Source organism: Janthinobacterium sp. UMAB-56 (assembly GCF_900095265.1).
In the GTDB taxonomy this organism is placed as follows: Bacteria; Pseudomonadota; Gammaproteobacteria; order Burkholderiales; family Burkholderiaceae_D; genus Janthinobacterium.
Map to the genome: position 1 here is coordinate 434,320 of NZ_LT607654.1, position 23,048 is coordinate 457,367.

The 23,048-nt window shown below is 63.4% G+C and carries 21 protein-coding genes; 8 read left to right on the forward strand and 13 right to left on the reverse strand.

What is annotated here, in order from left to right; translation table 11 throughout:
• Positions 1-18 precede the first annotated feature (18 nt).
• The 8 genes from K0F85_RS10530 to ppnN all read right to left on the reverse strand — a co-directional run bounded on the left by K0F85_RS10530 (position 19) and on the right by ppnN (position 7,524).
• Complete coding sequence (locus K0F85_RS10530) at positions 19-1,005, reverse strand: sugar kinase (protein ID WP_306984124.1); 987 nt, start codon at positions 1,003-1,005, stop codon at positions 19-21.
• Complete coding sequence (locus K0F85_RS10535; RefSeq protein ID WP_219115979.1) at positions 1,002-1,748, reverse strand: sugar phosphate isomerase/epimerase; 747 nt, start codon at positions 1,746-1,748, stop codon at positions 1,002-1,004. Before K0F85_RS10535 ends, K0F85_RS10530 begins: the two co-directional genes overlap by 4 nt.
• Positions 1,745-2,479: an amino acid ABC transporter ATP-binding protein gene (locus K0F85_RS10540; protein WP_219115980.1), complete on the reverse strand. Its 735-nt coding sequence runs from the start codon at positions 2,477-2,479 to the stop codon at positions 1,745-1,747. The genes K0F85_RS10535 and K0F85_RS10540 overlap by 4 nt, the downstream gene beginning before the upstream one ends.
• A complete protein-coding gene (locus K0F85_RS10545) occupies positions 2,466-3,116 on the reverse strand; it encodes an amino acid ABC transporter permease (RefSeq protein ID WP_219115981.1) in 651 nt (216 codons plus the stop codon). Before K0F85_RS10545 ends, K0F85_RS10540 begins: the two co-directional genes overlap by 14 nt.
• Before the next feature lies 1 nt (position 3,117).
• Entirely contained in the window at positions 3,118-3,810 is a 693-nt protein-coding gene (locus K0F85_RS10550) for an amino acid ABC transporter permease (RefSeq protein WP_219115982.1), read from the reverse strand.
• A 91-nt stretch (positions 3,811-3,901) separates the two neighbouring features.
• Positions 3,902-4,708 carry a transporter substrate-binding domain-containing protein gene (locus K0F85_RS10555; protein WP_219115983.1) on the reverse strand — a complete coding sequence of 269 codons (807 nt, stop codon included), beginning with the start codon at positions 4,706-4,708 and terminating at the stop codon, positions 3,902-3,904.
• 200 nt (positions 4,709-4,908) lie between these two features.
• Positions 4,909-5,958, reverse strand: a complete 1,050-nt coding sequence (locus tag K0F85_RS10560) for a LacI family DNA-binding transcriptional regulator (RefSeq protein ID WP_257572671.1) — start codon at positions 5,956-5,958, stop codon at positions 4,909-4,911.
• 195 nt (positions 5,959-6,153) lie between these two features.
• Complete coding sequence (gene ppnN, locus K0F85_RS10565) at positions 6,154-7,524, reverse strand: nucleotide 5'-monophosphate nucleosidase PpnN (protein WP_219115985.1); 1,371 nt, start codon at positions 7,522-7,524, stop codon at positions 6,154-6,156.
• A gap of 311 nt (positions 7,525-7,835) precedes the next feature.
• Between ppnN and K0F85_RS10570 the strand changes: the two genes are divergently transcribed.
• The 4 genes from K0F85_RS10570 (at position 7,836) to K0F85_RS10585 (ending at position 12,260) form a co-directional block, all read left to right on the forward strand.
• Positions 7,836-9,341 (forward strand): peptide MFS transporter, encoded by a 1,506-nt coding sequence (locus tag K0F85_RS10570; RefSeq protein WP_219115986.1) that lies wholly within the window; start codon positions 7,836-7,838, stop codon positions 9,339-9,341.
• A gap of 130 nt (positions 9,342-9,471) precedes the next feature.
• On the forward strand, positions 9,472-10,158 hold the full coding sequence (locus K0F85_RS10575; protein ID WP_219115987.1) for a UPF0149 family protein: 687 nt from the start codon (positions 9,472-9,474) through the stop codon (positions 10,156-10,158).
• 12 nt (positions 10,159-10,170) lie between these two features.
• Positions 10,171-11,865: a hypothetical protein gene (locus tag K0F85_RS10580; RefSeq protein ID WP_219115988.1), complete on the forward strand. Its 1,695-nt coding sequence runs from the start codon at positions 10,171-10,173 to the stop codon at positions 11,863-11,865.
• A gap of 11 nt (positions 11,866-11,876) precedes the next feature.
• A complete protein-coding gene (locus tag K0F85_RS10585) occupies positions 11,877-12,260 on the forward strand; it encodes a hypothetical protein (RefSeq protein ID WP_219115989.1) in 384 nt (127 codons plus the stop codon).
• A 4-nt stretch (positions 12,261-12,264) separates the two neighbouring features.
• On the opposite strand, the gene K0F85_RS10590 is transcribed toward K0F85_RS10585, so the two are convergent.
• Together K0F85_RS10590 and K0F85_RS10595 are read right to left on the reverse strand one after the other, a co-directional pair.
• On the reverse strand, positions 12,265-12,783 hold the full coding sequence (locus K0F85_RS10590) for a GNAT family N-acetyltransferase (RefSeq protein ID WP_219115990.1): 519 nt from the start codon (positions 12,781-12,783) through the stop codon (positions 12,265-12,267).
• Between the two features lie 95 nt (positions 12,784-12,878).
• A complete protein-coding gene (locus tag K0F85_RS10595; RefSeq protein WP_219115991.1) occupies positions 12,879-13,106 on the reverse strand; it encodes a hypothetical protein in 228 nt (75 codons plus the stop codon).
• Between the two features lie 73 nt (positions 13,107-13,179).
• Between K0F85_RS10595 and K0F85_RS10600 the strand changes: the two genes are divergently transcribed.
• Positions 13,180-13,329, forward strand: coding sequence for a hypothetical protein (locus K0F85_RS10600; RefSeq protein ID WP_219115992.1), 150 nt, complete (start codon positions 13,180-13,182; stop codon positions 13,327-13,329).
• A 103-nt stretch (positions 13,330-13,432) separates the two neighbouring features.
• Here the strand turns inward: K0F85_RS10600 and K0F85_RS10605 are convergent, their stop codons facing one another.
• Positions 13,433-15,700 carry an OPT family oligopeptide transporter gene (locus tag K0F85_RS10605; protein WP_257572672.1) on the reverse strand — a complete coding sequence of 756 codons (2,268 nt, stop codon included), beginning with the start codon at positions 15,698-15,700 and terminating at the stop codon, positions 13,433-13,435.
• A gap of 199 nt (positions 15,701-15,899) precedes the next feature.
• Between K0F85_RS10605 and K0F85_RS10610 the strand changes: the two genes are divergently transcribed.
• Positions 15,900-18,224 carry a penicillin-binding protein 1A gene (locus K0F85_RS10610; protein WP_257572673.1) on the forward strand — a complete coding sequence of 775 codons (2,325 nt, stop codon included), beginning with the start codon at positions 15,900-15,902 and terminating at the stop codon, positions 18,222-18,224.
• Between the two features lie 45 nt (positions 18,225-18,269).
• On the opposite strand, the gene K0F85_RS10615 is transcribed toward K0F85_RS10610, so the two are convergent.
• Positions 18,270-18,926 (reverse strand): TetR/AcrR family transcriptional regulator, encoded by a 657-nt coding sequence (locus tag K0F85_RS10615; protein WP_257572674.1) that lies wholly within the window; start codon positions 18,924-18,926, stop codon positions 18,270-18,272.
• Positions 18,927-19,287: 361 nt separating this feature from the next.
• On the opposite strand from K0F85_RS10615, the gene K0F85_RS10620 reads away from it, so the two are divergent.
• Both K0F85_RS10620 and K0F85_RS10625 read left to right on the forward strand, forming a co-directional pair.
• Complete coding sequence (locus K0F85_RS10620; protein ID WP_219115994.1) at positions 19,288-20,202, forward strand: triacylglycerol lipase; 915 nt, start codon at positions 19,288-19,290, stop codon at positions 20,200-20,202.
• A gap of 10 nt (positions 20,203-20,212) precedes the next feature.
• Positions 20,213-21,154, forward strand: coding sequence for a lipase secretion chaperone (locus K0F85_RS10625; protein WP_219115995.1), 942 nt, complete (start codon positions 20,213-20,215; stop codon positions 21,152-21,154).
• A 59-nt stretch (positions 21,155-21,213) separates the two neighbouring features.
• On the opposite strand, the gene K0F85_RS10630 is transcribed toward K0F85_RS10625, so the two are convergent.
• Positions 21,214-22,971, reverse strand: coding sequence for a methyl-accepting chemotaxis protein (locus K0F85_RS10630; protein WP_219115996.1), 1,758 nt, complete (start codon positions 22,969-22,971; stop codon positions 21,214-21,216).
• Between the last annotated feature and the right edge of the window lie 77 nt (positions 22,972-23,048).

Consider the following 23,048-nt stretch of genomic DNA (forward strand, 5'->3'; position numbering starts at 1 on the left):
GTGTTTCCCCTGTTCTGTTCATGATTGGACCAGCGCGTCGAGCTGGGTACGGGTCGGCAAGCCTTCCATGTCGCCGGCCACCTGGATGGCAAAGGCGCCGACGCGATTGCCGCGCCCTACCGCCTGGGCCAGCGGCAAGCCTTCCAGCAAGGCGCTGACCAGGCCGGCCGCGAAGCCGTCGCCGGCGCCTACCGTGTCGACCACGTGGGCTACGCGCTCGCCCGGCACCATGCCGCTGCCGCCATCGGCCGTGCGGTAATAGGCGCCGTCGGCGCCCAGTTTGATGACCACCAGCCGCACGCCCCGCTGCAGGTAATAGCCGGCGATGTCGTGCGGCAGGTCGTGGCCGGTGAGAATTTTTCCTTCTCCCAGGCCGGGCAGCACCCAGTGCGCCTTGCAGGCGAGGCGGTTGATCTGCTCGACCATGACGGCTTGCGATGGCCACAGCGAGGGCCGCAGGTTGGGGTCGAACGACACCGTCCTGCCGTTGGCGCGCATGAAATCGAGCGCCTTGCCGGCGAACGCCAGACTGGTCTCGGACAGCGCCGCAGCCACGCCGGTGGCGTGCAAATGGCGCGCCGACAGGAAGTAGGCGGGATCGAAGTCGGCCGGCGCCAATTGACTGGCGGCGGAACCCTTGCGGAAGTATTCGACCAGCGGATCGGCACCGTTCTCTGCCTGGGCCTTGAGCTGGAAGCCGCTGCACTGGCCGGCGACGGTGACGACCCGGCTGCAGTCCACGCCCTCGGCCTGCACGCTGGCGCGGATGAAGCGTCCGAAGGCATCGTCGCCCACCCGGCTGAGCCAACCGACGCGCAATCCCAGGCGCGCCAGGCCGATGGCGACATTCGTCTCGGCGCCGGCCAGGCGGCGCGTGAAATGCGCCACGCCCGCCAGGTCGCCCGCTTCCTCGGCAACGAACATCGCCATCGCCTCGCCATAGGTGACGACGTCGAGCGCGTGCCCCCCGTGCATTTCCTTTTGACGCAGTTCTTGTTTCATCATGCGGCCTCCAGCATCTGGACGTAGCGACCCGTTTCAGCCACCAGGTCGGCGCCCTCGAGCGGGAATTCGATGGCCCGCTGCACGCCCGGCGCGAAGTGGGCGAAGACGGCGCGCCAGGCCGGATCGGCCTCGGAGACGGCGCAGGCGGAAAGCCGGCCCGCGTTCTCCATGACGGCCTTGCAATGCACATAGCGCACGTACGGCGCCAGCAGGCGCGCCGCCTGCTGCGCATCCTCGCCCACCCAGCGCCAGTTGCCGATGTCGAAGGTCAGCCCTACCGGCAGCCCGCCTTCGTGCGCCGCCGCCAGGAAGCGCGCCATCGGCGCCAGCGCACCGCCGTGGGCCGTCTGGTCGTTTTCCACCAGCAGCGCCACGGGCGCCGCCGCCAGCTGTGCGTTCAAGTCTTGCAGGTCTGGCGCGGCAGGGTAATGGCCCAGCGACACCTTCAGGTAGCGTGCCCCTAGGCGCACCGCCTCGTCCAGCATCTGCTGCAGCAGCGCTTGCTGCAGCAGCCCGTCGGCGCCCCACAATTCGATGGGCGTGGAATACACCGCGTACAGGCCGCGCGCCGCCACCGCCGCGCCCATGCGCGCCAGGTCCGGCAGATCGGAAGTAAACAGTTCGCGGCGGATCTCGATGCCGGCGCCGCCCGCATCAGCCACCACGTCGATGAAATGGCTTTGCCCCAGCTGCCTTACCCTGCTTGCGCCATAGGCCGACGCCGCCACCAGGACGGGGCTCATTTGATCGCTCCCGCGCCGACGAACTGGCGCGCTTCAGGCGTTTGCGGGTTGCTGAAAAAGGCTTCGGACGGCCCGCTCTCCCACACCGTTCCCTGGTGCATGAAGACGGTGACGTCGGCCATGCGCCGCGCGAACTCCATCTCGTGCGTCACCAGCAGCATCGTCATGCCCGCCTGCGCCAGCTCTTCCATCACCTTCAGCACTTCCTGTGTCAGTTCCGGATCGAGCGCCGATGTGACTTCATCGAACAGCATCACCTGCGGCTCCATCGCCAGCGAACGGGCAATCGCCACGCGCTGCTGCTGGCCGCCCGACAGCTGCTCGGGATAGGCCTCGCGCTTGTGGTCCAGGCCCACCTGCTTGAGCACGCGCAGCGCCGTGGCACGGCCCTCGGCGTCGGCCACCTTCTTGACGATGCGCGGCGCCAGCATGACGTTTTCTTCCACCGTCAGGTGGGGGAACAGGTTGTAGCTCTGGAAGACCATGCCGACATCCTTGCGCAAGTCGAGCAGGTGCTCCTGGCGCGCCGTCAGCGTATGGCCTGCCACGACGATGCTGCCGCTGTCGATGGTTTCCAGGCCGTTGATACAGCGCAGCATGGTGCTCTTGCCGGAACCGCTGCGGCCGATCACGGCGATGACCTGGCCCCGCTCGACGGCGAAGGACACGCCCTTGAGCACATGATTGGTGCCGAAGCTCTTGCTGATATTGTCGATTTCAACGATGGGCATGGAATTTCCTTTCCAGTGAATGGCTGTAGCGCGACAGCGGGTAGCACATCGCGAAGTAAATCAGGGCGACGACGGGGAAGACGATGAAAGGCAGGAAGGTCGCGTTGCTGACCAGTTGTCCTGCCCGCGTCAGTTCCACCACGCCGATGATCGAGGTGATCGAGGTGTTCTTGATGATCTGCACCATGAAGCCCACCGTCGGCGGCAGCGAATGGCGCAGCGCCTGCGGCAGGATGACGTAGCGCAGTTGCTGGTAGCGGTTCAGCGCCAGCGCGGCCGATGCTTCCCACTGCTGGCGCTGCACGCCTTCGATGCAGCCGCGCCAGATCTCGCCCAGGTAGGCGCTGGCAAAGATCGTCATCGCCGCGCCGGCCGCGATGATCGGCGACAGCTTGTAGCCGAACAGGGCCAGGCCGTAATAAGTAAGAAACAGCACGATCAGCACCGGCGTGCCCTGGATCAGCTGAATGTACAGGGCGCTGATGAAACGCAGGAACGGGCTGCGCGCCGTGCGCAGCAGCGCCACCGCGAAGCCGGCGATGCCGCCCGTGAGGAAGACGATCAGCGACAGGCCGATGGTCCAGCGCGTGGCCTCGAACAGGAATTGCAGGTTATCCCAGGAAAAGTCACTGATCATGTCATGCTCCCATGCGCACCGCGCCCAGACGGCGGCGGCGTTTGAAGACGATCTGGCCCAGTACCCAGAAGCTGAAGCGGAACAGCAAGGCCAGCAGGATGTAGAGCACCATCACGACGATGTAGATCTCGAAGCTGCGGAAGGTTTCCGAGTCAATCAGGTGGGCGGCGGCAGTCAGCTCTTCAGCGGAAATGGCCGACACCACGCTCGAGGCGAGCATCATCAGCGTGAACTGGCTGGCCAGCGCCGGATACACTTTTTCCAGCGCCGGCAGCAACACCACGTGGCGCATCACTTGCCAGTGCGTCATGCCCAGCGCCTGCGCCGCCTCCAGCTGCGAGGGATGGACGGCGCCGATGCCGGCGCGCACGATTTCCGCCGCATAGGCGCCCAGGTTGACCGTCATCGCGACAAGCGCGGCGCCGTTGGCGTCGAGCTGCAAGCCCAGCGACGGCAAGCCAAAGTAAATGATGAACAGCTGCACCAGGAACGGCGTGCTGCGGATGACCTCGACATACGCGCGCACCACCGCGCGGGCATAGCCGGGACCACTCTTCAGGATGACGGCGGCGCACACGCCCACCACCAGCCCCAGCACCATCGCCAGGGCGCTCAGGCGTATCGTCAGCGCGGCGCCCCACAACAGGCGGTCCAGCGATTGCATGACGAGTTCGAAATGAAATTCATACGGCATACTCAACTCCTTATCTACGTGCGCATCCCCGGCCACGCCACCAAGGTGGCGCGCCGTGCGGACGGGCACTCTGCCTATGCGGCTTGCGGTATCAGAAGGTCGGCAATGGCGGCAGCGGCGCGCCGCTCCACTTGCGCGCGATGGCGTCGAGTTCGCCGTTCAGCTTGACGTAGTAGATGAAGTTGTTGAGCCACTGGTGCAGTTCGAAGTCGCCGCGGCGCACCGCCATCGAATTCGGTTGCACGGAATACGTGAACCTGACCTCGATCTTCCCGGCGCCGCGCGTCTTGATGATGTCGAGCGCCATCGTGCTGGGGATCGAGACGGCGTCGACCTGCTTGCTGAGCAAGGCCTGGGTGACGGTGGCGTCATCCTCGAAACGCACGATGGTGGTGCCGGCCGGCGCCATGCGGCTCAGCGCCGTGTCATTCGTGGTGCCGCGCGTCACGCCCACCTTCTTGCCCTTCAGGTCGGCCAGTGCCTTGAATTTGCCGCCGACGGGCGCGACGATCGCCAGTTCGAATGCGCTGTAAGGCATGCTGAACATCAAGGTCTTGGCCCGTTCCGGCGTGGGCGCCAGGGTCGCCACGAGGAAGTCGACCTTGCCCGACTCCAGCGACGGCACGCGCGACGGCGCCGTCAGGGGCACCACTTCCACGGGCAGGTTCATGTATTTGCCGATCAGGTTGGCGACATCGACGTCATAGCCGACAGGCGCGCCCTTGGCGTCGATGCTGCCAAACGGCGGCGTGCCGCTGACCACGCCGATGGTCAGCTTGCCTTTTTTGATCAAGTCGCCAAGCGTCTGGGCACCGGCGTCGGCCGCTGCGCCCAGGGCGCACGTCGCTGCGAGCGCGCAGGCCACGATCTTCGCGTAAAACAGTGTAGTCATCTTCATGCTTCCGTCTCCTGTGATCCCGGTACCGGCCTCGTCGAGGCACTTCCGGGAATATTGTCAAATGGACGATTCAATTCGTCTCTGCACGTCATGCCAACCATTGCCCTGCCTGTCGATCCACGCTCCTTTCCACTGTGAACGCTGTTTATGAAACCGGTTCCATTACTTTCCCAAAAAAAAGGGCAAGGCCCTCTTCTCCGTCAATCGCCGCGCTGCGTGGAATTGCGCACAATCAACTTACCTGGCAACAGCACCTCGCGCGGCGGGCACTGGTCGCCCTGCAGGCGCGACAGCATGCACGTCATCGCCGAAAAACCGATCTCGTAAGTCTGCTGCTCTATCGTGCTCAGGCCCGCCAATGGCGACCATGGCAATTCGTCAAAGCCCAGCAAGCCCACATCTTGCGGCATGCGCAAGGCAAGGCGCTGCAGCATCAGCGCCAGTTCCAGCGCGACCATGCCATTCGAGGCCAGCAGCGCCACGCGGCGGCCGCGCCATTGCGCCAAGCATTGCCGCACCTGCGCGTCGATGGAGGGCTGGTCGTCCAGGTCCACCTCCAGCACTGCGCCCATGCAGCCGGGATGCTCGGCCAAAACGGCCTGAAAACCGTCGGCGCGCATGAGCCGCGAACTGACGCCGGTCAAGGGCGGCGAGACGAAGGCGATGGCGTCGAAACCCTGCTCGATCAGATGCGCGGTGGCCAGCCGGCCCGCCTGCACATTGTCCAGGCCGACGAGGTCGAAATCGCACCCCTCGATGCGGCGGTCGACCAGCACGATGGGCATGTCCGCCTGCAGCAAGTCGGACGATTGGATGTTGCGCCCCTGCGTGATGACGATCAAGCCTTCCACGCTGTAGGAGCGCAGCGCGGCCAGCGACTGCCGCTCGCGCTGTTCGTCATTGCCGGTATTACACAAGATCAAGGTATAGCCATGCTGCTGGCAAGCCGCCTCCACGCCGCGCAACACGGCCACCGTGTAGGGATTGAGCATGTCTGCCACGACCATGCCGATCAAACGCGTGCGTCCGCGCTTGAGGCCGCGCGCCATCTGGTTCGGCTGGTAGCCCAGGCGCGCAATGGTGCGATCGATCTGGTGGCGGATACTCTCGGACAGGGCATCGAGTTCGCCGCCGAGAAAGCGCGACACACTGGTCTTCGACACGCCCGCCTCGCGCGCCACCTGGGCGATGGTCACGGGCCGTGCCGGCGCGCCGGAAACTGTTTTTTTGCTGCCGCGTACTGAATCCAAGGTCACTCCCTGCTGCCTGTTGACATCCAAACGAACCATTTGGAACCGGTTCCAAAGATAGCACCGCAGTATCGATGACGCAAGCGATTTGCACGCTTGTGGCGGCGAAGGCACACGCTGGAGCGGCGTTGATGAAAAAACGCCGCCCTGCCCCGGCAAATACCGGGAGCGGGCGGCGCGTGGATGAAAGACTGTTTACTGAATCACGGTATAGCAAGGCACATACGCCGTACCCGCCAGCTTCATGCGGTGCTGCGCCACGAAGGACGCCAGCAGCGCGTCCATGGGGCCGGCGATGGATTTGTCGCCATGGATCTCGAAATTGCCATGCTTTTCGATCGAGCGGATGCCGTCATCCTTGACGTTGCCCGCCACCACGCCGGAGAACGCGCGGCGCAGCTGGGCCGCCAGCAAGTGCGTGGGCTGGTTCTTGTGCAAGCTCAGGTTGCGCATGTTTTCATGCGTGGGGTGGAACGGCTTCTGGAACTCGTGGTCGATCTTCAGCAGCCAATTGAAATAATAGGCATCGCTGTGCGCCTTGCGGAATTCGCGCACCTGCTTGATTCCCTCCAGCATTTCGCGCGCCACCAGCTCCGGATCGTCGATGATGATCTTATAGCGCTGCTGCGCTTCCGGGCCCAGGGTATCGCTGATGAACTGGTTGATCTGCACGAAATACTCGCGCGAGGTTTCCGGCCCTGTGAAGATCAATGGGAAGGGAATCTCGGCATTGTCCGGGTGCAGCAAGATGCCGAGGATGTACAAAATCTCTTCGGCCGTGCCCGCGCCGCCGGGAAACACGACGATGCCGTGGCCGGCGCGCACGAACGCTTCCAGGCGTTTTTCGATGTCCGGCATGATGACCAGGTCATTGACGATGGGGTTGGGCGACTCGGCCGCGATGATGCCCGGCTCGGTGATGCCCAGGTAGCGGCCATTGTGCAAACGCTGCTTGGCGTGGCCGATGGTGGCGCCCTTCATGGGGCCCTTCATGGCGCCCGGGCCGCAACCGGTGCAGATGTCGAGGCCGCGCAAGCCCAGCTGGTAGCCCACTTCCTTCGAATAATTGTATTCGGCGCGGTTGATCGAGTGGCCGCCCCAGCACACGACCAGGTTCGGGTTGAGCTGCGTTTGCAGCACGTTGGCGTTGCGCAGGATGTGGAAGACGGCGTCCGTCACGCCTTCCGTGCTCTGCAAGTCAAATTTCGGGTTGCCCGTCACTTCGTCGCTGACGAAAATGATGTCGCGCAGCACGGCGAACAGGTGCTCGTGTATGCCCTTGATCATCTTGCCATCGACAAAGGCAATGGCTGGCGCGCCCTTGATGTCGAGCTTGATGCCGCGCTCGCGCTGGATGATGGAGATTTCAAACGACTGGTAGCGCTCCAGCAGGGCGCGGCCATCGTCGATGGTACTGCCGCAATTCAAGACCGCCAGCGCGCAGCGGCGGAAGGTGTTGTACAGGCCGCCCTGGCTGGTGTCGAGCAGTTTGTTGACTTCAGTCTTGGAGAGCACGTCCAGGCGGCCTTCCGGTGAAACCAGAGTATCGATAACGTCGTGTTCCATAATGCGAAAAATCCCTTTAAAAATCGATGCTCGAAGGTCTTGCAGCCTTAATATACGACAAGTCGGGCCAGTTGTGCTGTGCCGCCGCAAAATCGCCCCGGCCATTCTTGCCTGCAAACCGGTTTGACTAATATGAAACAGTCATTCTTGCTAATGCGAATCGAAACCTTCGCTCAGCGCAATTTGTAGATTAGAATGCCAGCCTATTGGAATTCCCGTGCGTGAGGTTCTTCATGAGAGTCCCCGCCGCCCGCAGGCTTCCATAAGTTTGTTGTATCGATTGACTATAATAATTTTTCAGGAGGAACCGCATGAGCGGTGCGACTACGCCCAACAAGGAAGCCGTTATTCCCGAGTTCAAGCAGATTATGGGCCATCCAAGCCCATTGTGGATGTTGTTCATGACTGAATTCTGGGAACGCTTCGCGTTCTACGGAGTTCGCTGGGCCCTGGTACTGTACATCGTTGCCCAATTCCACGGCGGCGACGGTTCGGGACAGGCTGCGGCCAACCTGACCTACGGTTCCTTCCTCGCGCTGGTGTACGCCGGCGCCCTGTTCGGCGGCTACATCGCCGACCGCGTCATCGGTTACCAGCGCTCCATCCTGCTGGGCGCCATTTTCATGGCTACCGGCCTGTTCTGCATCTCGGTGCCGAACCAGGACATCTTCAACCTGGGCCTGGCCACCATGATCGTCGGCAACGGCATGTTCAAGCCGAACATCTCGACCATGGTCGGCAAGCTGTACACCACAGCCGATCCGCGCCGCGACAGCGGTTTCACGATCTTCTACATGGGCATCAACATGGGCGCCATGGTCGCCCCTGTCTTCACGCAATGGCTGGCCGAGTCGATCTTCGGCACCAGCGCCATGCCTTCGTACAAGATGGTCTTCATGGCTTCCGGTTTCGGCATGCTGATCAGCCTCGTATGGTTCTTCATCGGTCGTCGTGCGCTGAAGGGCATCGGCGCACCGGAAGCCGGTTCCGGCAACCCGATGCGCGTCGTCTGGGTGGCCGTCGGCTCGGTATGCGTGATCCCGCTGATGTACTTCCTGCTGACCGTCGGCGCTGAAAAGCTGCAAATCGTCCTGACCGTGCTGTTCATCGGCCTGGCCGTGATGCTGATGATCGAAGGCATTCGCAATGGCAAGGTGGCGCGCGACCGTGTCATCGCCATGCTGCTGATCTTCGTCTTCAACATCCTGTTCTGGATGTTCTTCGAACAGGCGGGCAGCTCGTTTACCTTCCTGGCTGACAAGATCGTCAACCGCGACCTGGGCTTCGCCATCTTCCCGACTGCCTACTTCCAGACCGTCAATTCGGTGGCCATCATCGTCTTCGCGCCTATCATTGCCGCCGTCTGGGTCTTCCTGGCGCGCCGCAACGTCAATCCATCGATCCCGCGCAAATTCGGCCTGGGCTTGCTGGGCAATGCCTTGGCCTTCGGCCTGCTGATCTTCGCTCTGTCGAGCCTGGTTGGCGCCGACAACAAGATCCCGTTCTGGACCCTGACTACCGTGTACGTGCTGCAATCGATCGGCGAATTGTGCCTGTCGCCTATCGGCCTGTCGATGGTCACCAAGCTGGCGCCGGTGCGCCTGGTCGGTCTGGGCATGGGCGGCTGGTTCCTGTCGACCGGTATCGGCAACAACCTGTCGGGCATCTTCGCCAGTTACGTCAGCGGCGAAAGCGGCATGTCGGTAGAGTCGGCCCTGTCCGGCTACACCTTCGGCTTCTGGTCACTGCTGGGTGCCGGTGTCGTACTGTTCCTGATCGCACCGCTGATCAACAAACTGATGCACGGCGTGAAGTAAGCGTCTTGCTGTAGATCAGAACGGCGGCCTGCGGGTCGCCGTTTTTCATTTCTGCAGCCATTCTCCCCTGGTCGGGCGGTACAATACCGGCAGGGCCACCGGCCATCCACCCACATTACTGAAGAACACCATGTCCAGCACCTCCACCAGCACACCCCTCTCCGACGACGAATACGCCGAACTTGACACCCTGCTGGCCGCGCCCGCCCTGGCCGGCGCGGCCATGGACGTGTCGATGCTGGAAGGCTTCCTCACGGCCGTCGCCCTGAGCCCGAAGCAAATTACCGTTGAGCAATGGTTGCCCTGGGTCTGGGACAAGGCGGCGGGCAGCGCCGCGCCAGCACAGGACGTGGACAAAGAACGTGCAGCTGCCCTGGCGCAGCGCCACCACGCCTACATGGTCGAATGGCTGGCGAAGGACCCGGACAGCTTCGAGCCCATCTACGTATGCGGTCCCGAATGGAGCGTGCCGGCCTGGTGCGCCGGATTTATCCTGGGCACCACCCTGGACAAGCCCCAGTGGGCGGCCCTGGCCGTCAGCCATCCGCAATACCTGGCGCCGTTCCAGCACCTGGCCGTCGCCAGTGAGCTCGACGACGATGCCGCCGAAGCGGCCATGGATGGCGTGATTCCTTCCGTCATCGCCATCAATGCCGCCTGGGCGCGCCAGCGCCACCTGAAAAGCCAAGTGCAAAGCCAGCCTGGCGCCACGGTATTGCGCGAAGTGCCGAAGACGGGCCGCAACGATCCATGCCACTGCGGCAGCGGCAAAAAGTACAAGAAATGCTGTGCCGACGCCGATAGCGCGGCCAGCTAAGGACGCATCTCCTTGCGCCAGCTGCTGACGACCGTGCTGCGCTTCCTGCTGCGCCACGCGCTGCAGTTCGCGCTGTTCATCGTCATCTTGCTGGCCGGACGCCTGCTGCTGGCCGAATGGCATGCCTACAACGCCGCCAGCGAGGCCGTCGCCGCACTGAGACTGGCTTCCGGTAGCGCCGGCAGCCACGGCACCGGCCTGGCCGAAGCCGCCACGGGCAGGGTCAAGGCCCTGCAACACGCTTCGCAAACGGCCATCGCGGCCCGCCTGGAGCAAGTGCAGGCGCAATTGCTGCAGTTGCGCGCGCAGCAGCAGCCATCGCTATTTACCCTCCCCCTGCCCGACGCGGCCACCCTGGCCTTGCACGCGCAGGAGGAAGCCGCGCGCCGCGTGGAAATCGAAGTGCTGGCGCAGGAAGCACGCTATCTGACCGCCCTGCATGCGGCCCTGAGCGGCGAAGATGCGCGGCAAACCTTGGCGCGCCTGCACGCGGAGCATGTGCGCGCGTATGCCGCACTGCAGGAAAACCTGCGCCAGCGCCGGCAACTGGAAGCACAGCACCCGCTGGCAGCGCGCCTGCCCGGCAGCGTGGCTTACGCGCAGCTGTCGCAGCTTGAAGCGCAAGGCCAGCGCCTGCGCGACATCAACCTGCAAGCCTACAAAGCCTGGGCAGCGCAGCGCGCCCGCACCAACAATACGGCACGCCCGGCCCCATTCGCCATCGACAAGGCGGCACTGGCCGGCGCGCTGGCGCCCGTGCAGGCGGCCATCGCCACGAGCGAAGGGCAGCTGGCGCGCAACTGGATCGCCCGCTGGCGCGCCCCCGTGCTGGACGTGGCGCCCACGGCCGCCCTGCTGGTGCTGTCGGCCATCGCGCTGCCCGTCGCCATCAAGGCCTTCTTTTACTTCGTGCTGGCGCCCCTTGCTTCGCGCCTGAAACCATTATCCATCGGGCACGCGCCGAACGTGACAGCCACGACTCTCCCCCTGCCCCCCGCTGGCCAGTCCCGCATTTCCGCCGTCTCGCAGGCATTGTTGCTACAGCCGGGCCAACAGATGTTGATCCACCCCGCCTACCTGCAATCGTCGCCCGTCAGCACGCGCAAGCGCACGCAATGGTTGCTGGACTGGCGCTTCCCGTTCACCAGCCTTGCCGCCGGCATGGTGGCGCTGACGCGGCTGCACAGCGACGTACCGGCATCCGTGACGATCTCCGCCAGCGACGACCCGCTGCTGGAAATCGCCATCGTCCACCTGCCTGCCGGCAGCGCGCTGGTGTTCCAGCCGCGCGGCCTCGTCGGATTGATCTGCGACTCTGGCCAGCCGCTGGCGATGGCCAGCCACTGGCGCCTGGGCAGCCTGCACGCCTGGCTCACCCTGCAACTGCGCTTCATCGTGTTTCGCGGCCCCGTCACCCTGATCGTGCGCGGCTGCCGCGGCGTGCGCCTGGAGCGCGCCGGCCAGGGCCGCTCCATCAGCCAGTCCGCCACCCTGGGTTTCAGCACAGACGTGCTGTACTCGACGATGCGCAGCGAAACCTTCATCCCCTACCTGCGCGGCCAGCAGGCGCTGCTCAATGACCGCTTCGACGGCGACAACGGCGTCTATCTGTACGAAGAAACCCCGCGCCACGGCAAGCAGCCGGGCAAGGTGGGCAGCTGGTTCGAGGGGTTCACCGACGCCATATTGAAAGTGTTCGGCATCTAGCCCGGGAAAGCATGATGAACGACTTCCTGTTTAGCGATTTTCTTGAGGATCAGACTACGTATGGGGCGCTGCAAGCTTACTGGCATGCACGCCTGGCCTTCCTCGATGGGCAGTGCGCGCCGTATCTGCGCACCGCGTTTGCCAATGGCCAGCCGTTTTATGATGGTAATCCCATCGTCAACCTGGCCGACCGGAACGCTAGTAAGGCGGCGCGCATCGTGCAGCAATGCCCGCTGGAGTTCGGCCCCTGCTACACGAGCTTCGAGCAAGCCATCGAACTGGCCGACGGCGATGGACACCGCCCGGCGCGGGAAAAGGTCATCGTGCTGACCTTGACAGCAGACTCGGCGCAGCGGGCCGAGGAAGAACTGCGGGCCTGGTTTATGCCAGGCTAAGCCATCAAATTGGCAAGGTGGCACCATCCGGCACAAAATCCGGCTGCAGCAAAGCGTAGACATGCAGATCGACAAACACGCCATGCAACAGCTCTCCTTGCCGCAACACGCCCTCATGTGTAAATCCCAGCCGTTCGGCCACCGCCATGCTGGCGTGATTCCCCGCCGCGCACTGCAATTCCACACGGTGCAATTGCAGTGCGCCAAAAGCATGCGCCAGGACGGCGCGCACCGCCGCACTGGCAATGCCCCTGCCCAGAAACTGGCGTCCGAGGTAATAGCCGATTCTGGCCTTGCGGTCTGTTGCGTCGATGTCTTTCAGGCGGATGCTGCCGCATAAAGCCGTGCCGGAAAAGACGTGCCATTCCAGCACGTCAGCGCTTGCGGCGCGCCCGGCAGCCGCTTCCAGATAGCCCAGGGCATCGCCGACGCACGCCAGTGGCAACACGGCCGGAAGGTAAGCATGCAGGTGCTCACGGTTGTGCGCCACCAAGTCAGCGAGGGCTTCGGCATGTTGTGCCAAGGTTGGAACAATAGCGATATCAGGAAATTTTGAAAGATTCACTCGCAGCTAACCCTGGCGGGCCGTTAACGTTAAAGAAACATGCGGCATGATCGCTATGCCGCCACCGAGTGCGACACCGTCAGCCACTCGCCCGGCTGCAAGTTCTCGGCCGCCTCGCGGGTGGCCAGCACGCTGTCCGGGTCCAGGTCGGACCGGTTCAGCTTGTAGGAATAGGCGAAATCATCGGCATCGAATGCCTGCCCCGCCTTGACATAATACTTGAAGCCGACAAAAGAGTCGGGATTGGTGACGACTGCATATGCAAGCGTGACGCTGTTCATGGCGGGCCTCGTCGACGATGGTGAGATGGCCATTATGCGTCAATTCTGATACTGGCGACGCAAGGACGCGTCCTTGCGGCAAGTCAATGGCCGCAGCGGCTGGCGGCGCGACAGCCAGGACGCCGACGGCACCGGTGACGAGGCCTACGAGACGCCTGTGGCGTGGGCCATTCCGGCGCAAGCGTTTTCGGGCACCTGCGCCAGATGGCGGTCGAATACGTGACGATCTTTGCCAGCGCGACGCAGCTGGCGGCACGGCCCATCGGGTGGGCATAAAAAAACCGCCCGGTGCAATCCGGGCGGTTTTCATTGGATAGGCTAAAGCATCAAGCCTGCGGGCGCTCCGCCTTTTTCTCTCGTGCGACGAGATACAGCAGCACGGTGATGACCGCATACGGCAGCAGGGACAGCGCGTCCGAGTGCAGGCCCGCGTAGAACGGGTTGCCGTGCTCGGCCCAGTCGGCCATCATCTGGTCGAAATGCGTCAGCACGCCGGCCGTAATCGCGATGATGATGCCGGCCAGCGCGCCGCCGGCGATGTAGCCAGACGCCAGCAGCACGCCCGAACTGCGGTCGCCCGCCAGCTGGCGCTCTTCGTCGTTCAATGTGGCGTTGTGTTCCAGCTTGTTGTTGCGGCGGTCCGCCAGCCAGCGCACCAGGCCGCCAACGAAGATCGGCAAGGTCGACGACAGCGGCAGGTACACGCCGACCGAAAACGCCAGCGACGGGATGCCGGCCATTTCCAGCACCACGGCGATCATCACGCCGAACAGCACCAGAGTCCACGGCAGTTGCTGGTCGAGGATGCCCTTGATGATGTAGGACATCAGCACGGCCTTCGGCGCATCGTATTTTTTCACTTCCGAACCATCGGGACGCTTGCTGTAATGGCCATTGATGCCCGGGTCGACCAGATACGCCAGTTGGCCATCGTCCTTGACAAAATATTTGCCGGCCGGGCCGCCCACCGTATCGGTCTTTTGCCAGACTTTATACGTATTGTGGTCCGTGTCGGCTTGCGGGCCATGCAGTTCGCCCGTCACCGTCAGTTTCGATGCATCCACCGTCAGGCCAGGCGCCACTTGCGCGGCTGGCACGTAGACAGTGCTCGCTTCATTCAGTTTCAGCAAAATCGGTCCCAGGATCAGGGCCGACGACAGCGCGCCCGCCAGAATCGCGTACTGCTGCAGGCGCGGCGTGGCGCCCACCAGGTAGCCGGTTTTCAGGTCTTGCGACGTGGTGCCGGCATTGCTGGCGGCGATGCACACGATGGCGCCCACTGACAGGGCCGTCACATAATAACGCCCGCCCGTCCAGCCCATGATCAGGAATATCAGGCAGGTAAACAGCAAGGTGGCCACGGCCATGCCGGAGATGGGGTTCGACGAGGAGCCGATTTCGCCCGTCAGGCGCGACGACACGGTAGCGAACAGGAAGCCGAAGACGAGGATCAGCAGCGCACCAAGGAAATTCATGTGCAGCGGCGTGGCGAAGGTGATCACGGCGATGATGGACAGGCAGCCGATGATGACCCATTTCAGCGGGATATCCTGCTCGGTGCGCAAGGTGGAATTGCTCTTGACGCCCTTGCCGATGCCCTTCAGACCAGCCGACAGGCTGCGCCAGATCATGGGCATGGCGCGCACCAGTGAAATCAGGCCGCCGGCGGCCACGGCGCCTGCGCCGATGTACAGCACGTAGGCGCTGCGCACGTCGTCGGCGCCCATTTCGCTGATCAACTTGGTGCCCGGCGAGAGCACGGTGGTCAGGCTGTCGCCGAAGAACTTGATCATCGGGATCAGGAGCAGGTAGGACAGCACGCCGCCGGCCGCCATGGTGGCGGCGATGCGCGGGCCGATGATGTAGCCCACGCCCAGCAATTCAGGGGAAATCTCGGCGCCGATGGAGCCGCCTTTCAGCGGCGCGGCGAACTCCACGCCCGGCGTGTCTTTCCAGCCCTTGAACGAGATATTGAAGACTTTATACAGCAAGCCGACGGCGAAGCCGCCGAAGATGATCTTGGCGCGGCGCTTGGCGTCCAGCGCGGCAGCCGAATCCTTCTCGATGCTTTCGCCTGCGGCGATGCGCGATTCTTCCGTGGCGGCCGCCTTCAGCACTTCGGCGCAAGCCGTGCCTTCGGGGAATTTGAGCTCCTTGTGCTGGTCGACGATCATGGTGCGGCGCATGGGGATCATCATCAGGATACCCAGCAAGCCACCGAGGATACCGACCAGCATGACGCGCGAGATTTCCAGGTCGAAGCCGAGAATCAGGATGGCGGGCATGGTCACGCCCAGGCCGAAGGCCAACGATTCGCCGGCCGAACCGGCCGTTTGCGTGATGCTGTTTTCCAGGATCGACGAATCCTTGCCGCCCACCTTCTTGGCCAGGCCGAACAGGGTGATGGCGATCACGGCGACAGGGATAGACGCGCTGACGGTCAGGCCCACTTTCAGCACCAGGTAGAGCGAGGAGGCGCCAAAGACCATCCCCAGGATGACGCCCATGAACAGCGCGCGGAAGGTCATCTCGGGCAGCTTCGCATCGGCCGGAATATACGGCTTCACGGCGCTCGGCATTGCATCATTTGCCATAAATAAATCCTTAATTGTATAAAATAAACAGCCCGGATTGACGCCCGGGCTATTTTCTTGAAGCCGAGACTATCGCACAGCCTCGTTTCGATGAAAAGGTTTTTTGCACCCGCGCCCGGCGCCCCGGCCGCGCCGGAGCCGCCGCCGCATTGGTCTATAATCGCTGCCACCGTGCCTTGCACGCTCATGTGAGACTGCCTTGACTGCCAAACGAACCGGATTTCCCTGGCCTTCCCGCCGTGCCACCGTGCGCGGCATCCTCCTCGCCGGCTGCGCCGCGCTGGCGGCCGCCGCGCTGCTGGCCGCCTACCTGTTCCTGTACGTGCGCCCGCGCCTGCCCGAACTGGACGTCATCACCGACTACCAGCCGAAGATACCGCTGCGCGTGTACACGGCCGACAATGTGCTGATCGGCGAATTTGGCGAAGAGCACCGCGACTTCGTGCCGATTGCGCAAGTGCCGGAAATGATGAAAAAAGCCTTGCTGGCCATCGAGGACAGCCGCTTCTACGAACACCACGGCATCGACTTCGTGCGCGCCGGCGGCGCCGTGCTGTCGAACCTGCGCCACGGCTTCGGCCACGGCGGCGGCTCCACCATCACCATGCAGGTGGCGCGCAACTTTTTCCTGACACGCGAAAAAGTCGCCTCGCGCAAGCTCAACGAGATCATGCTGGCCCTCAAAATCGAAGCGGCCCTGTCAAAAGAGCAGATTCTCGAGCTGTATATGAACCAGATGTACCTGGGCCAGCGCTCGTTTGGCTTCGGCAGCGCGGCGCAGACGTATTTCGGCAAGCCCTTGTCCGAACTGTCGATCGCGGAAATGGCCATGCTGGCCGGTTTGCCGCAAAACCCCTCCCGCCACAACCCGATCAGCAACCCGAAAAAGGCGCACGCGCGCCAGCAGTTGGTACTGAAACGCATGCGCGAACTCGATTACATCAGCGAAGGCCAGTACCAGCAGGCGCTGGCGCAACCGCTGCATTTGAATACGCGCGGCAAGCAGGGTTTTGAGACGCACGCCGAATACGTGGCCGAACTGGCGCGCCAGGCCGTGTTTGCGCAGTTCAAGGAAGACAGCTATACCAAGGGCATCAGCGTCTACACGACCATTCTCAAGGCGGACCAGGATGCGGCCTACGCCTCGACGCGCCGCAACGTCATCGCCTACGACCAGCGCCACGGCTACCGGGGCCCGGAAACCTTCATCGACATGCCGGCCGACCCGGAGCAGCGCGACGACGCCATCGACGCGGCGCTGCAAAAACGCCCGGACAGCGACGGCCTGATCGCCGCCGTCGTCACCGACGTTTCCAGTGGCAAGGTACTGGCCGACACGGGCGATGGCGACGCCAAGGCCATCATGGGCGAGGGCTTGCGCTTTGCCGCCCCTGCCCTGTCATCCAAGGCGAGCGCGGGCATCAAGCTGCGCCCGGGTGCCGTGATCCGTATAGCCAAGGATGGCAAGGGCAACTGGGGTATCACGCAAGTGCCGCTGGTGGCCGCTGCCTTTGTCTCGCTGGACGCGGAAACGGGCGCCTACCACGCCATGGTGGGCGGTTTCGACTACAACCTGCAAAAGTTCAACCACGTCACGCAAGCCTGGCGCCAGCCCGGTTCGGCCATGAAGCCCTTCGTGTACTCGGCGGCGCTGGAAAAGGGCTTTTCGCCGGCCACCCTGATCAACGACGCCCCCCTGGAATTGCAGGCGGGCGGCAAGGTGTGGGCGCCGCAGAATGATGACTTCAAGTTCGATGGCCCCATCACCATGCGCTATGCGCTGGCGCAATCGAAAAACGTGGCCTCGGTACGCATACTGCGCGCACTGGGCGTGTCGTATACGCACGACTTCCTGGAAAAATTCGGCTTCGATCCAAAGCGCCAGCCCAACAACCTGACCATGGCACTGGGCACGGGTTCCGTCACGCCCGTGCAGATGGCGGGCGCCTACGCCCTGTTCGCCAACGGCGGCCACCAGGTGGAACCGTACCTGATCGACCGTATCGTCGATGCCAGGGGCACGGTGCTGATGCAAACCAAGCCGCCCGCGCCGAACGACGACAAGACACTTGCGCTGGACCCGCGCAACGCCTTCGTCATGGATAGCATGCTGCGCGAAGTGGCGCGCACCGGCACGGGCGCGGCGGCGGCGAAAAAACTGGGACGCAGCGACATCGCCGGCAAGACGGGCACCACCAGCGACGCCGTCGATGGCTGGTTCGCCGGCTATGGCGGCGGCATCGTGGCCGTGGCGTGGATGGGCTATGACGATCCCAAGTCCTTGGGCGGACGCGAATTCGGCTCGACCCTGGCCATGCCGATCTGGATCGACTACATGCACACGGCCCTGTCCACGCGCCCGCAAGTGGAGCGCGCCGTGCCGGCGGGCCTGAGCCAGGTCGATGGCGAATGGCAGTACGATGAATTCATCGACATGAATGGCGTCAAAACTCTGGATATGGACGTGGAAACGCCGACGGACCCGGCGGCAATGGCGGAGACGCCGCCGGTGGAGACAAACTAAAAAAATGGCCGGGATCGTTCCCGGCCATTTTTTCATGCGTCGGCTTTAGCTCCGTCCGGTCACGCTCAGATAGCCACGCACCGTATTAATGACGCTGTCGGCGAAATCGTCGACATTGACCTTCGCGGCGCGGTACTTCCAGCGTTTCACGTACCAATCCTGGAACAGGGCCAGGCAGTGGGCGGCCAGCAAGGTGGGATCGCCCTGCGGCTTCGGCTCGATTTCAGCGATGGTGGCGGCGATCAGGGTCTGCACATACAGTTCCGAATTCTTCGCCATGCTGCGCTGCTCCACCTGCAGCACGCGCGAATCCATAAAGACGAAATAAAACCACGGCTGCAGCACTTCGGACAGGTAGATCGACGAGCGTATCATCGCCTCCAGGCGGTCCAGTGGCGACTTCACGTCAGCAAACAGCAGCGGCAAGGCTTGCGTGGCGTGGCGCACTACGTCCTCGATCATTTCAGCCAGTTGATCCTTGCTGGTGATGTAGCCATACAGGCCGCCCATCGACAGCCCGGTCTCGCGGCACAGGTCGCGCAAGCTCATGGCGCGGAAGCCCACGTCATTGGCCAGGCGGAAGGTGGCGACAAAGATGCGTTCGAGATTTTCCAGCGCCGGCTTGCGGCGTTTCACGCCGATGCGCTCCGCGTGGCGGTCAAGAATGTATTCCCAGATGTTTTCGCCATTTAAAGGCGTCATCTGCTGAAACTGTTCAAAATTAAAATGGGTCGACAAGTGCATTCCCAAATAACGGAGTAGAAGCGATATCCATGCAATGCCTGGACACGGCATTGCAAGACGGCGGGACGGCTGATGCCGGGCCGATTATAGCTCAGGAAAACAATTGTGACTTTTCAAATATGCAATAGACGCATAAGCAAGGCAAAATTCCCACAGTTATTGCGCTGCATCATGCAATTCACTGCAATTTAAATCTAGCGGTGCTACATTTCAGAAACCGAGCGCTCGCTATTTTTAATGCATTAATAGAATGTGAAGGAACGCACGGCACATCGCTACAGCATCGACATTTCCATACTATTCAAATAACGGAGACAAAATGAAGACTCGCTTTTGGCAATTGCTATCCACCCTGCTCCTCACCTTCGCCATCCTGCCCGGCAGCGCCAGCGCCGCCGGCTACACGCAAACCAAATACCCGATCGTGCTCGTGCACGGCCTGTTCGGCTTCGACAAGCTGGGGCCCGTCGACTATTTTTATGGCGTTCCCGCCGCCCTGCGCAGCGGCGGCGCGCAAGTGTATGTGACCACCGTGTCGGCCGCCAACAGCACGGAAGTGCGCGGCGAGCAGCTGCTGTCGCAGGTGCGGCAAATCCTCGCCGCCACCGGAGCGACCAAGGTCAACTTGATCGGCCACAGCCACGGCGGCCCCACGGCCCGCTATGTCGCTTCCGTGCGCCCCGACCTGGTGGCGTCCGTCACCAGCGTGGCTGGCGTCAACAAGGGTTCCAAGGTGGCCGACATCCTCAGTGGCGCCATTCCCAACACCAGCGGCGCGCTGGGCAATGCGCTCGCCTCCCTGATCGGCATTTTGTCGGGCAACAAGGGCTTGCCGCAAAACTCGGGCGCCTCGCTGGCGTCACTGTCCACGGCCGGCTCGCTGGCCTTCAACAGCCGCCACCCGCAAGGCATCCCGACCACCGCTTGCGGCGAAGGCACCTACCAGGTGCAAGGCGTGTACTACTTTTCGTGGAGCGGCGCGCAGCCATACACGAATGTGCTCGACGTGGGCGACCCGGCCCTGGCGGCCATCAGCCTGGCCTTCGGCGGCGTCAAGAACGATGGCCTGGTGAGCAGCTGCTCCAGCCACCTGGGCAAGGTGATCCGCGACGACTACGCCATGAACCATCTCGATGAAGTCAACCAGTTCGTCGGCATCGTCAACCTGTTCGAAACGAACCCCGTCACCGTCTACCGCCAGCAAGCCAACCGCCTGCAAGGCCTGGGGCTGTAAGGAGAAGCGCATGCACGCGAAATGGATCATCGGCGGTAGCCTGGCAGCCCTGGCCTTATACCTGGCGTTGCGGCCGGGGGAGCCGCCCGCACCGCCGCCGGAAAAGGCGGAACCGGACCTGTTCGCGTTCGTGCGCTCGATGCAAGGCACGCGGCCCGACGGCAACGTCACGGTCGCCGCCGGCGACAAGCTGGTGGTCGACGCGGAGCTGGGCCACCTGTTCGACTACTACCTGGCGGGCCTCGGTGAAAAACCGCTGGCCGCCATCCGCAGCCAGATCGAGGCGGAACTTGACCGGCGCCTGGCCCCCGTCCCCGCCCGCGAAGCCAAGCGCCTGCTGGGAGCCTATCTGGCCTACAAGCAGGCGCTGGCAGGTGCGGAACAAGCCTTGCCGGCGCAAGCCGATCCCACGCTGGCGGCGCGCACGCGCCTGCAAGCGATGCGCGCGCTGCGTGGCGATTACTTTACGCTGGAGGAAAGCGCGGGCCTGTTCGGCGACAGCGATGCGTATGACGACGATGCCGTGGCGCGCATGGCCATCCTCGGCGACGCCACGCTCGATGAAGCGCAGCGCCAGGCAAGACTGGCCGCGCTGGATCAACAATTGTCGCCGGCCCAGCGCGCCGCGCGCGATGCGCCACTGCAGGTCACCCAGCTGGACGCCTCCGTCAAGGCCTTGCGGGCCCAGGGCGGCGGCGAAAATGAAGTCTACCGCCTGCGCGCCAGCACGTTCACGCCGGCGGCGGCAGCGCGCCTGGCGGAACTGGATCGCGAAGAATCACATTGGCAGCAGCGCATCATCGCGTATCAAGCAGCCAAGGCGCAAAAAAACAGCCTGCCCGGCAGCGCACAGGATGCGGCGGCCCTGCAGCAGCTGCGCGACGCCAGTTTCACGCCGGAGGAACAGCGCCGGCTGGGCGCCTACGAACAGGCGCCGCCGGCCGCACCTTAGGAAACGAAACGGCCGCACAAGGCGGCCGTCCGTTAGCGCATGCTGGCGCCGTCAATGCGTCAGAACACTTCCCACTCGTCGTCGCGCGGCGCGCTCTGGCGCTGGGACGGCACGGCGCGCAAGGCCGGGCGGCCCGGGTTGGGCCGTGATGCAGGACGCGATACTGGACCCGGCACCTGGCGCTTCGGCGCCGCGCTGGCCATCACGGCGCGCGGCGCGACAGGCGCCAGTACGCCATCGAGCTTGAAGACGCTGACCACCCCGGCCAGCTCGCCCGATTGCTCCTGCAAGGATGCGGCTGCGGCGGCTGCCTCTTCCACCAGGGCGGCATTTTGCTGCGTCACCTGGTCCATCTGGCCGATGGCCTGGTTGATCTGGTCGATGCCCGAGCTTTGCTCCTGCGTCGCCAGGCTGATTTCCGCCATGATGTCCGTCACGCGCTGCACGCTGGAGACGATTTCGGCCATCGTGCTGCCCGCCTCTGCCACCAGCTTGCTACCCGCGTCGACCGCCACCACGGAGTCGCCGATCAGGGTCTTGATTTCCTTGGCTGCCGCCGCCGAGCGTTGCGCCAGGTTGCGCACTTCCGTCGCCACCACGGCGAAACCGCGTCCCTGCTCGCCCGCGCGCGCCGCTTCCACGGCCGCATTCAGGGCCAGGATATTCGTCTGGAAGGCGATGCCATCGATGACGGAAATGATCTCAACGATCTTGCGTGACGAGTCGTTGATGGCGTCCATGGTCTCGACCACCTTGCCCACCACGGCGCCGCCCTTCACTGCCACGCCCGAGGCGCTCAGCGCCAGCTGGTTGGCTTGCTGGGCATTGTCGGCATTTTGCCGCACGGTCGACGTCAGCTCTTCCATCGACGATGCCGTCTCTTCCAGCGAACTGGCCTGCTCTTCCGTGCGCGAGGACAGGTCCAAGTTGCCGCTGGCAATTTCCGACGACGCCGTGGCAATCGTTTCCGTGCCGCTGCGCACCTGGCCGACGATGTTGACCAGGCTGGAATTCATGTCTTTCAGCGCCTGCAGCAGCTGACCCGTTTCTTCCGTCGTGTGCACCTCGATCTGGCTCGTCAAGTCGCCCGAGGCCACCGTTTGCGCCAGTTTCACGGCCGCATTGAGCGGCTGCGTGATGGTACGCGTGATGTAGGCGGCGCAGACGATGCCCAGCGCGGAGGCCAGCAAGCCGAGGATGACCATCAGGCTTTCCGAGCGCACGACGGCAGCGCTGCCATCCTTGACGCTGGCGTCGGCCACGCCATTATTGAGCTTGATGATTTCGTTGAGCGTGCCTTCGGCCTTGCCGAACAGCGCGCGCGAACCCAGGTACTGCTTGTAGAACGCCACGAACAGGGTCTTTTGCTGCTCCTCATCGCGATTGTCGGCCAACTGGCGCAAGATGGCGCGCACCTTGTCATCATCGCCTTTCCAGGCGGCCCATTCTTCCAGGAAACGCTTCCACAGCACGGCTTCCTCGGGCGTTTGCGGCAGCGGCTCGTACAGCTTGCGGCCCGCATCGATATTGCTCCAGGCCTTGGTGCGCAACTGCAGCGCTTCCGTGAACTTGTCTTGTGCCTGGTAATTGTTTTCATAGATGGCGGCCGTCAGGGTGGCGGCGGCGACGGCCGTCTGGCCTTCGCTCATCATCATCAAGCCCTGGATCGACGGCAGGCGCACCACGCCGATCTCATTGACGGCGCTGCCGACGGTGGCGATGCCCGTGTAACCGCACACGCCCACCACCAGCAAGGCTGCCATCATCACGGCGACGAGCGTCGCCAACTTCCATTTGATCAGTAAATTCTTAAACATGGCTAGGTCCCTTATAAAGTCACGACGAATGCTGGCGAAGTTGGGGCTGGCATGTTCGAGTAAAACAGCTGACACTT

What these genes read in the sequence shown, in the direction of transcription:
- K0F85_RS10585 (WP_219115989.1), top strand. Translation starts at nt 11,877, where the DNA reads ATGATGAACGACTTCCTGTTTAGCGATTTTCTTGAGGATCAGACTACG.
- K0F85_RS10545 (WP_219115981.1), bottom strand. Translation starts at nt 3,116, where the DNA reads ATGATCAGTGACTTTTCCTGGGATAACCTGCAATTCCTGTTCGAGGCC.
- K0F85_RS10555 (WP_219115983.1), bottom strand. Translation starts at nt 4,708, where the DNA reads ATGAAGATGACTACACTGTTTTACGCGAAGATCGTGGCCTGCGCGCTC.
- K0F85_RS10535 (WP_219115979.1), bottom strand. Translation starts at nt 1,748, where the DNA reads ATGAGCCCCGTCCTGGTGGCGGCGTCGGCCTATGGCGCAAGCAGGGTA.
- K0F85_RS10570 (WP_219115986.1), top strand. Translation starts at nt 7,836, where the DNA reads ATGAGCGGTGCGACTACGCCCAACAAGGAAGCCGTTATTCCCGAGTTC.
- K0F85_RS10620 (WP_219115994.1), top strand. Translation starts at nt 19,288, where the DNA reads ATGAAGACTCGCTTTTGGCAATTGCTATCCACCCTGCTCCTCACCTTC.
- K0F85_RS10630 (WP_219115996.1), bottom strand. Translation starts at nt 22,971, where the DNA reads ATGTTTAAGAATTTACTGATCAAATGGAAGTTGGCGACGCTCGTCGCC.
- K0F85_RS10530 (WP_306984124.1), bottom strand. Translation starts at nt 1,005, where the DNA reads ATGATGAAACAAGAACTGCGTCAAAAGGAAATGCACGGGGGGCACGCG.
- K0F85_RS10625 (WP_219115995.1), top strand. Translation starts at nt 20,213, where the DNA reads ATGCACGCGAAATGGATCATCGGCGGTAGCCTGGCAGCCCTGGCCTTA.
- K0F85_RS10540 (WP_219115980.1), bottom strand. Translation starts at nt 2,479, where the DNA reads ATGCCCATCGTTGAAATCGACAATATCAGCAAGAGCTTCGGCACCAAT.
- K0F85_RS10550 (WP_219115982.1), bottom strand. Translation starts at nt 3,810, where the DNA reads ATGCCGTATGAATTTCATTTCGAACTCGTCATGCAATCGCTGGACCGC.
- K0F85_RS10575 (WP_219115987.1), top strand. Translation starts at nt 9,472, where the DNA reads ATGTCCAGCACCTCCACCAGCACACCCCTCTCCGACGACGAATACGCC.
- K0F85_RS10595 (WP_219115991.1), bottom strand. Translation starts at nt 13,106, where the DNA reads ATGAACAGCGTCACGCTTGCATATGCAGTCGTCACCAATCCCGACTCT.
- ppnN (WP_219115985.1), bottom strand. Translation starts at nt 7,524, where the DNA reads ATGGAACACGACGTTATCGATACTCTGGTTTCACCGGAAGGCCGCCTG.
- K0F85_RS10615 (WP_257572674.1), bottom strand. Translation starts at nt 18,926, where the DNA reads ATGACGCCTTTAAATGGCGAAAACATCTGGGAATACATTCTTGACCGC.
- K0F85_RS10605 (WP_257572672.1), bottom strand. Translation starts at nt 15,700, where the DNA reads ATGGCAAATGATGCAATGCCGAGCGCCGTGAAGCCGTATATTCCGGCC.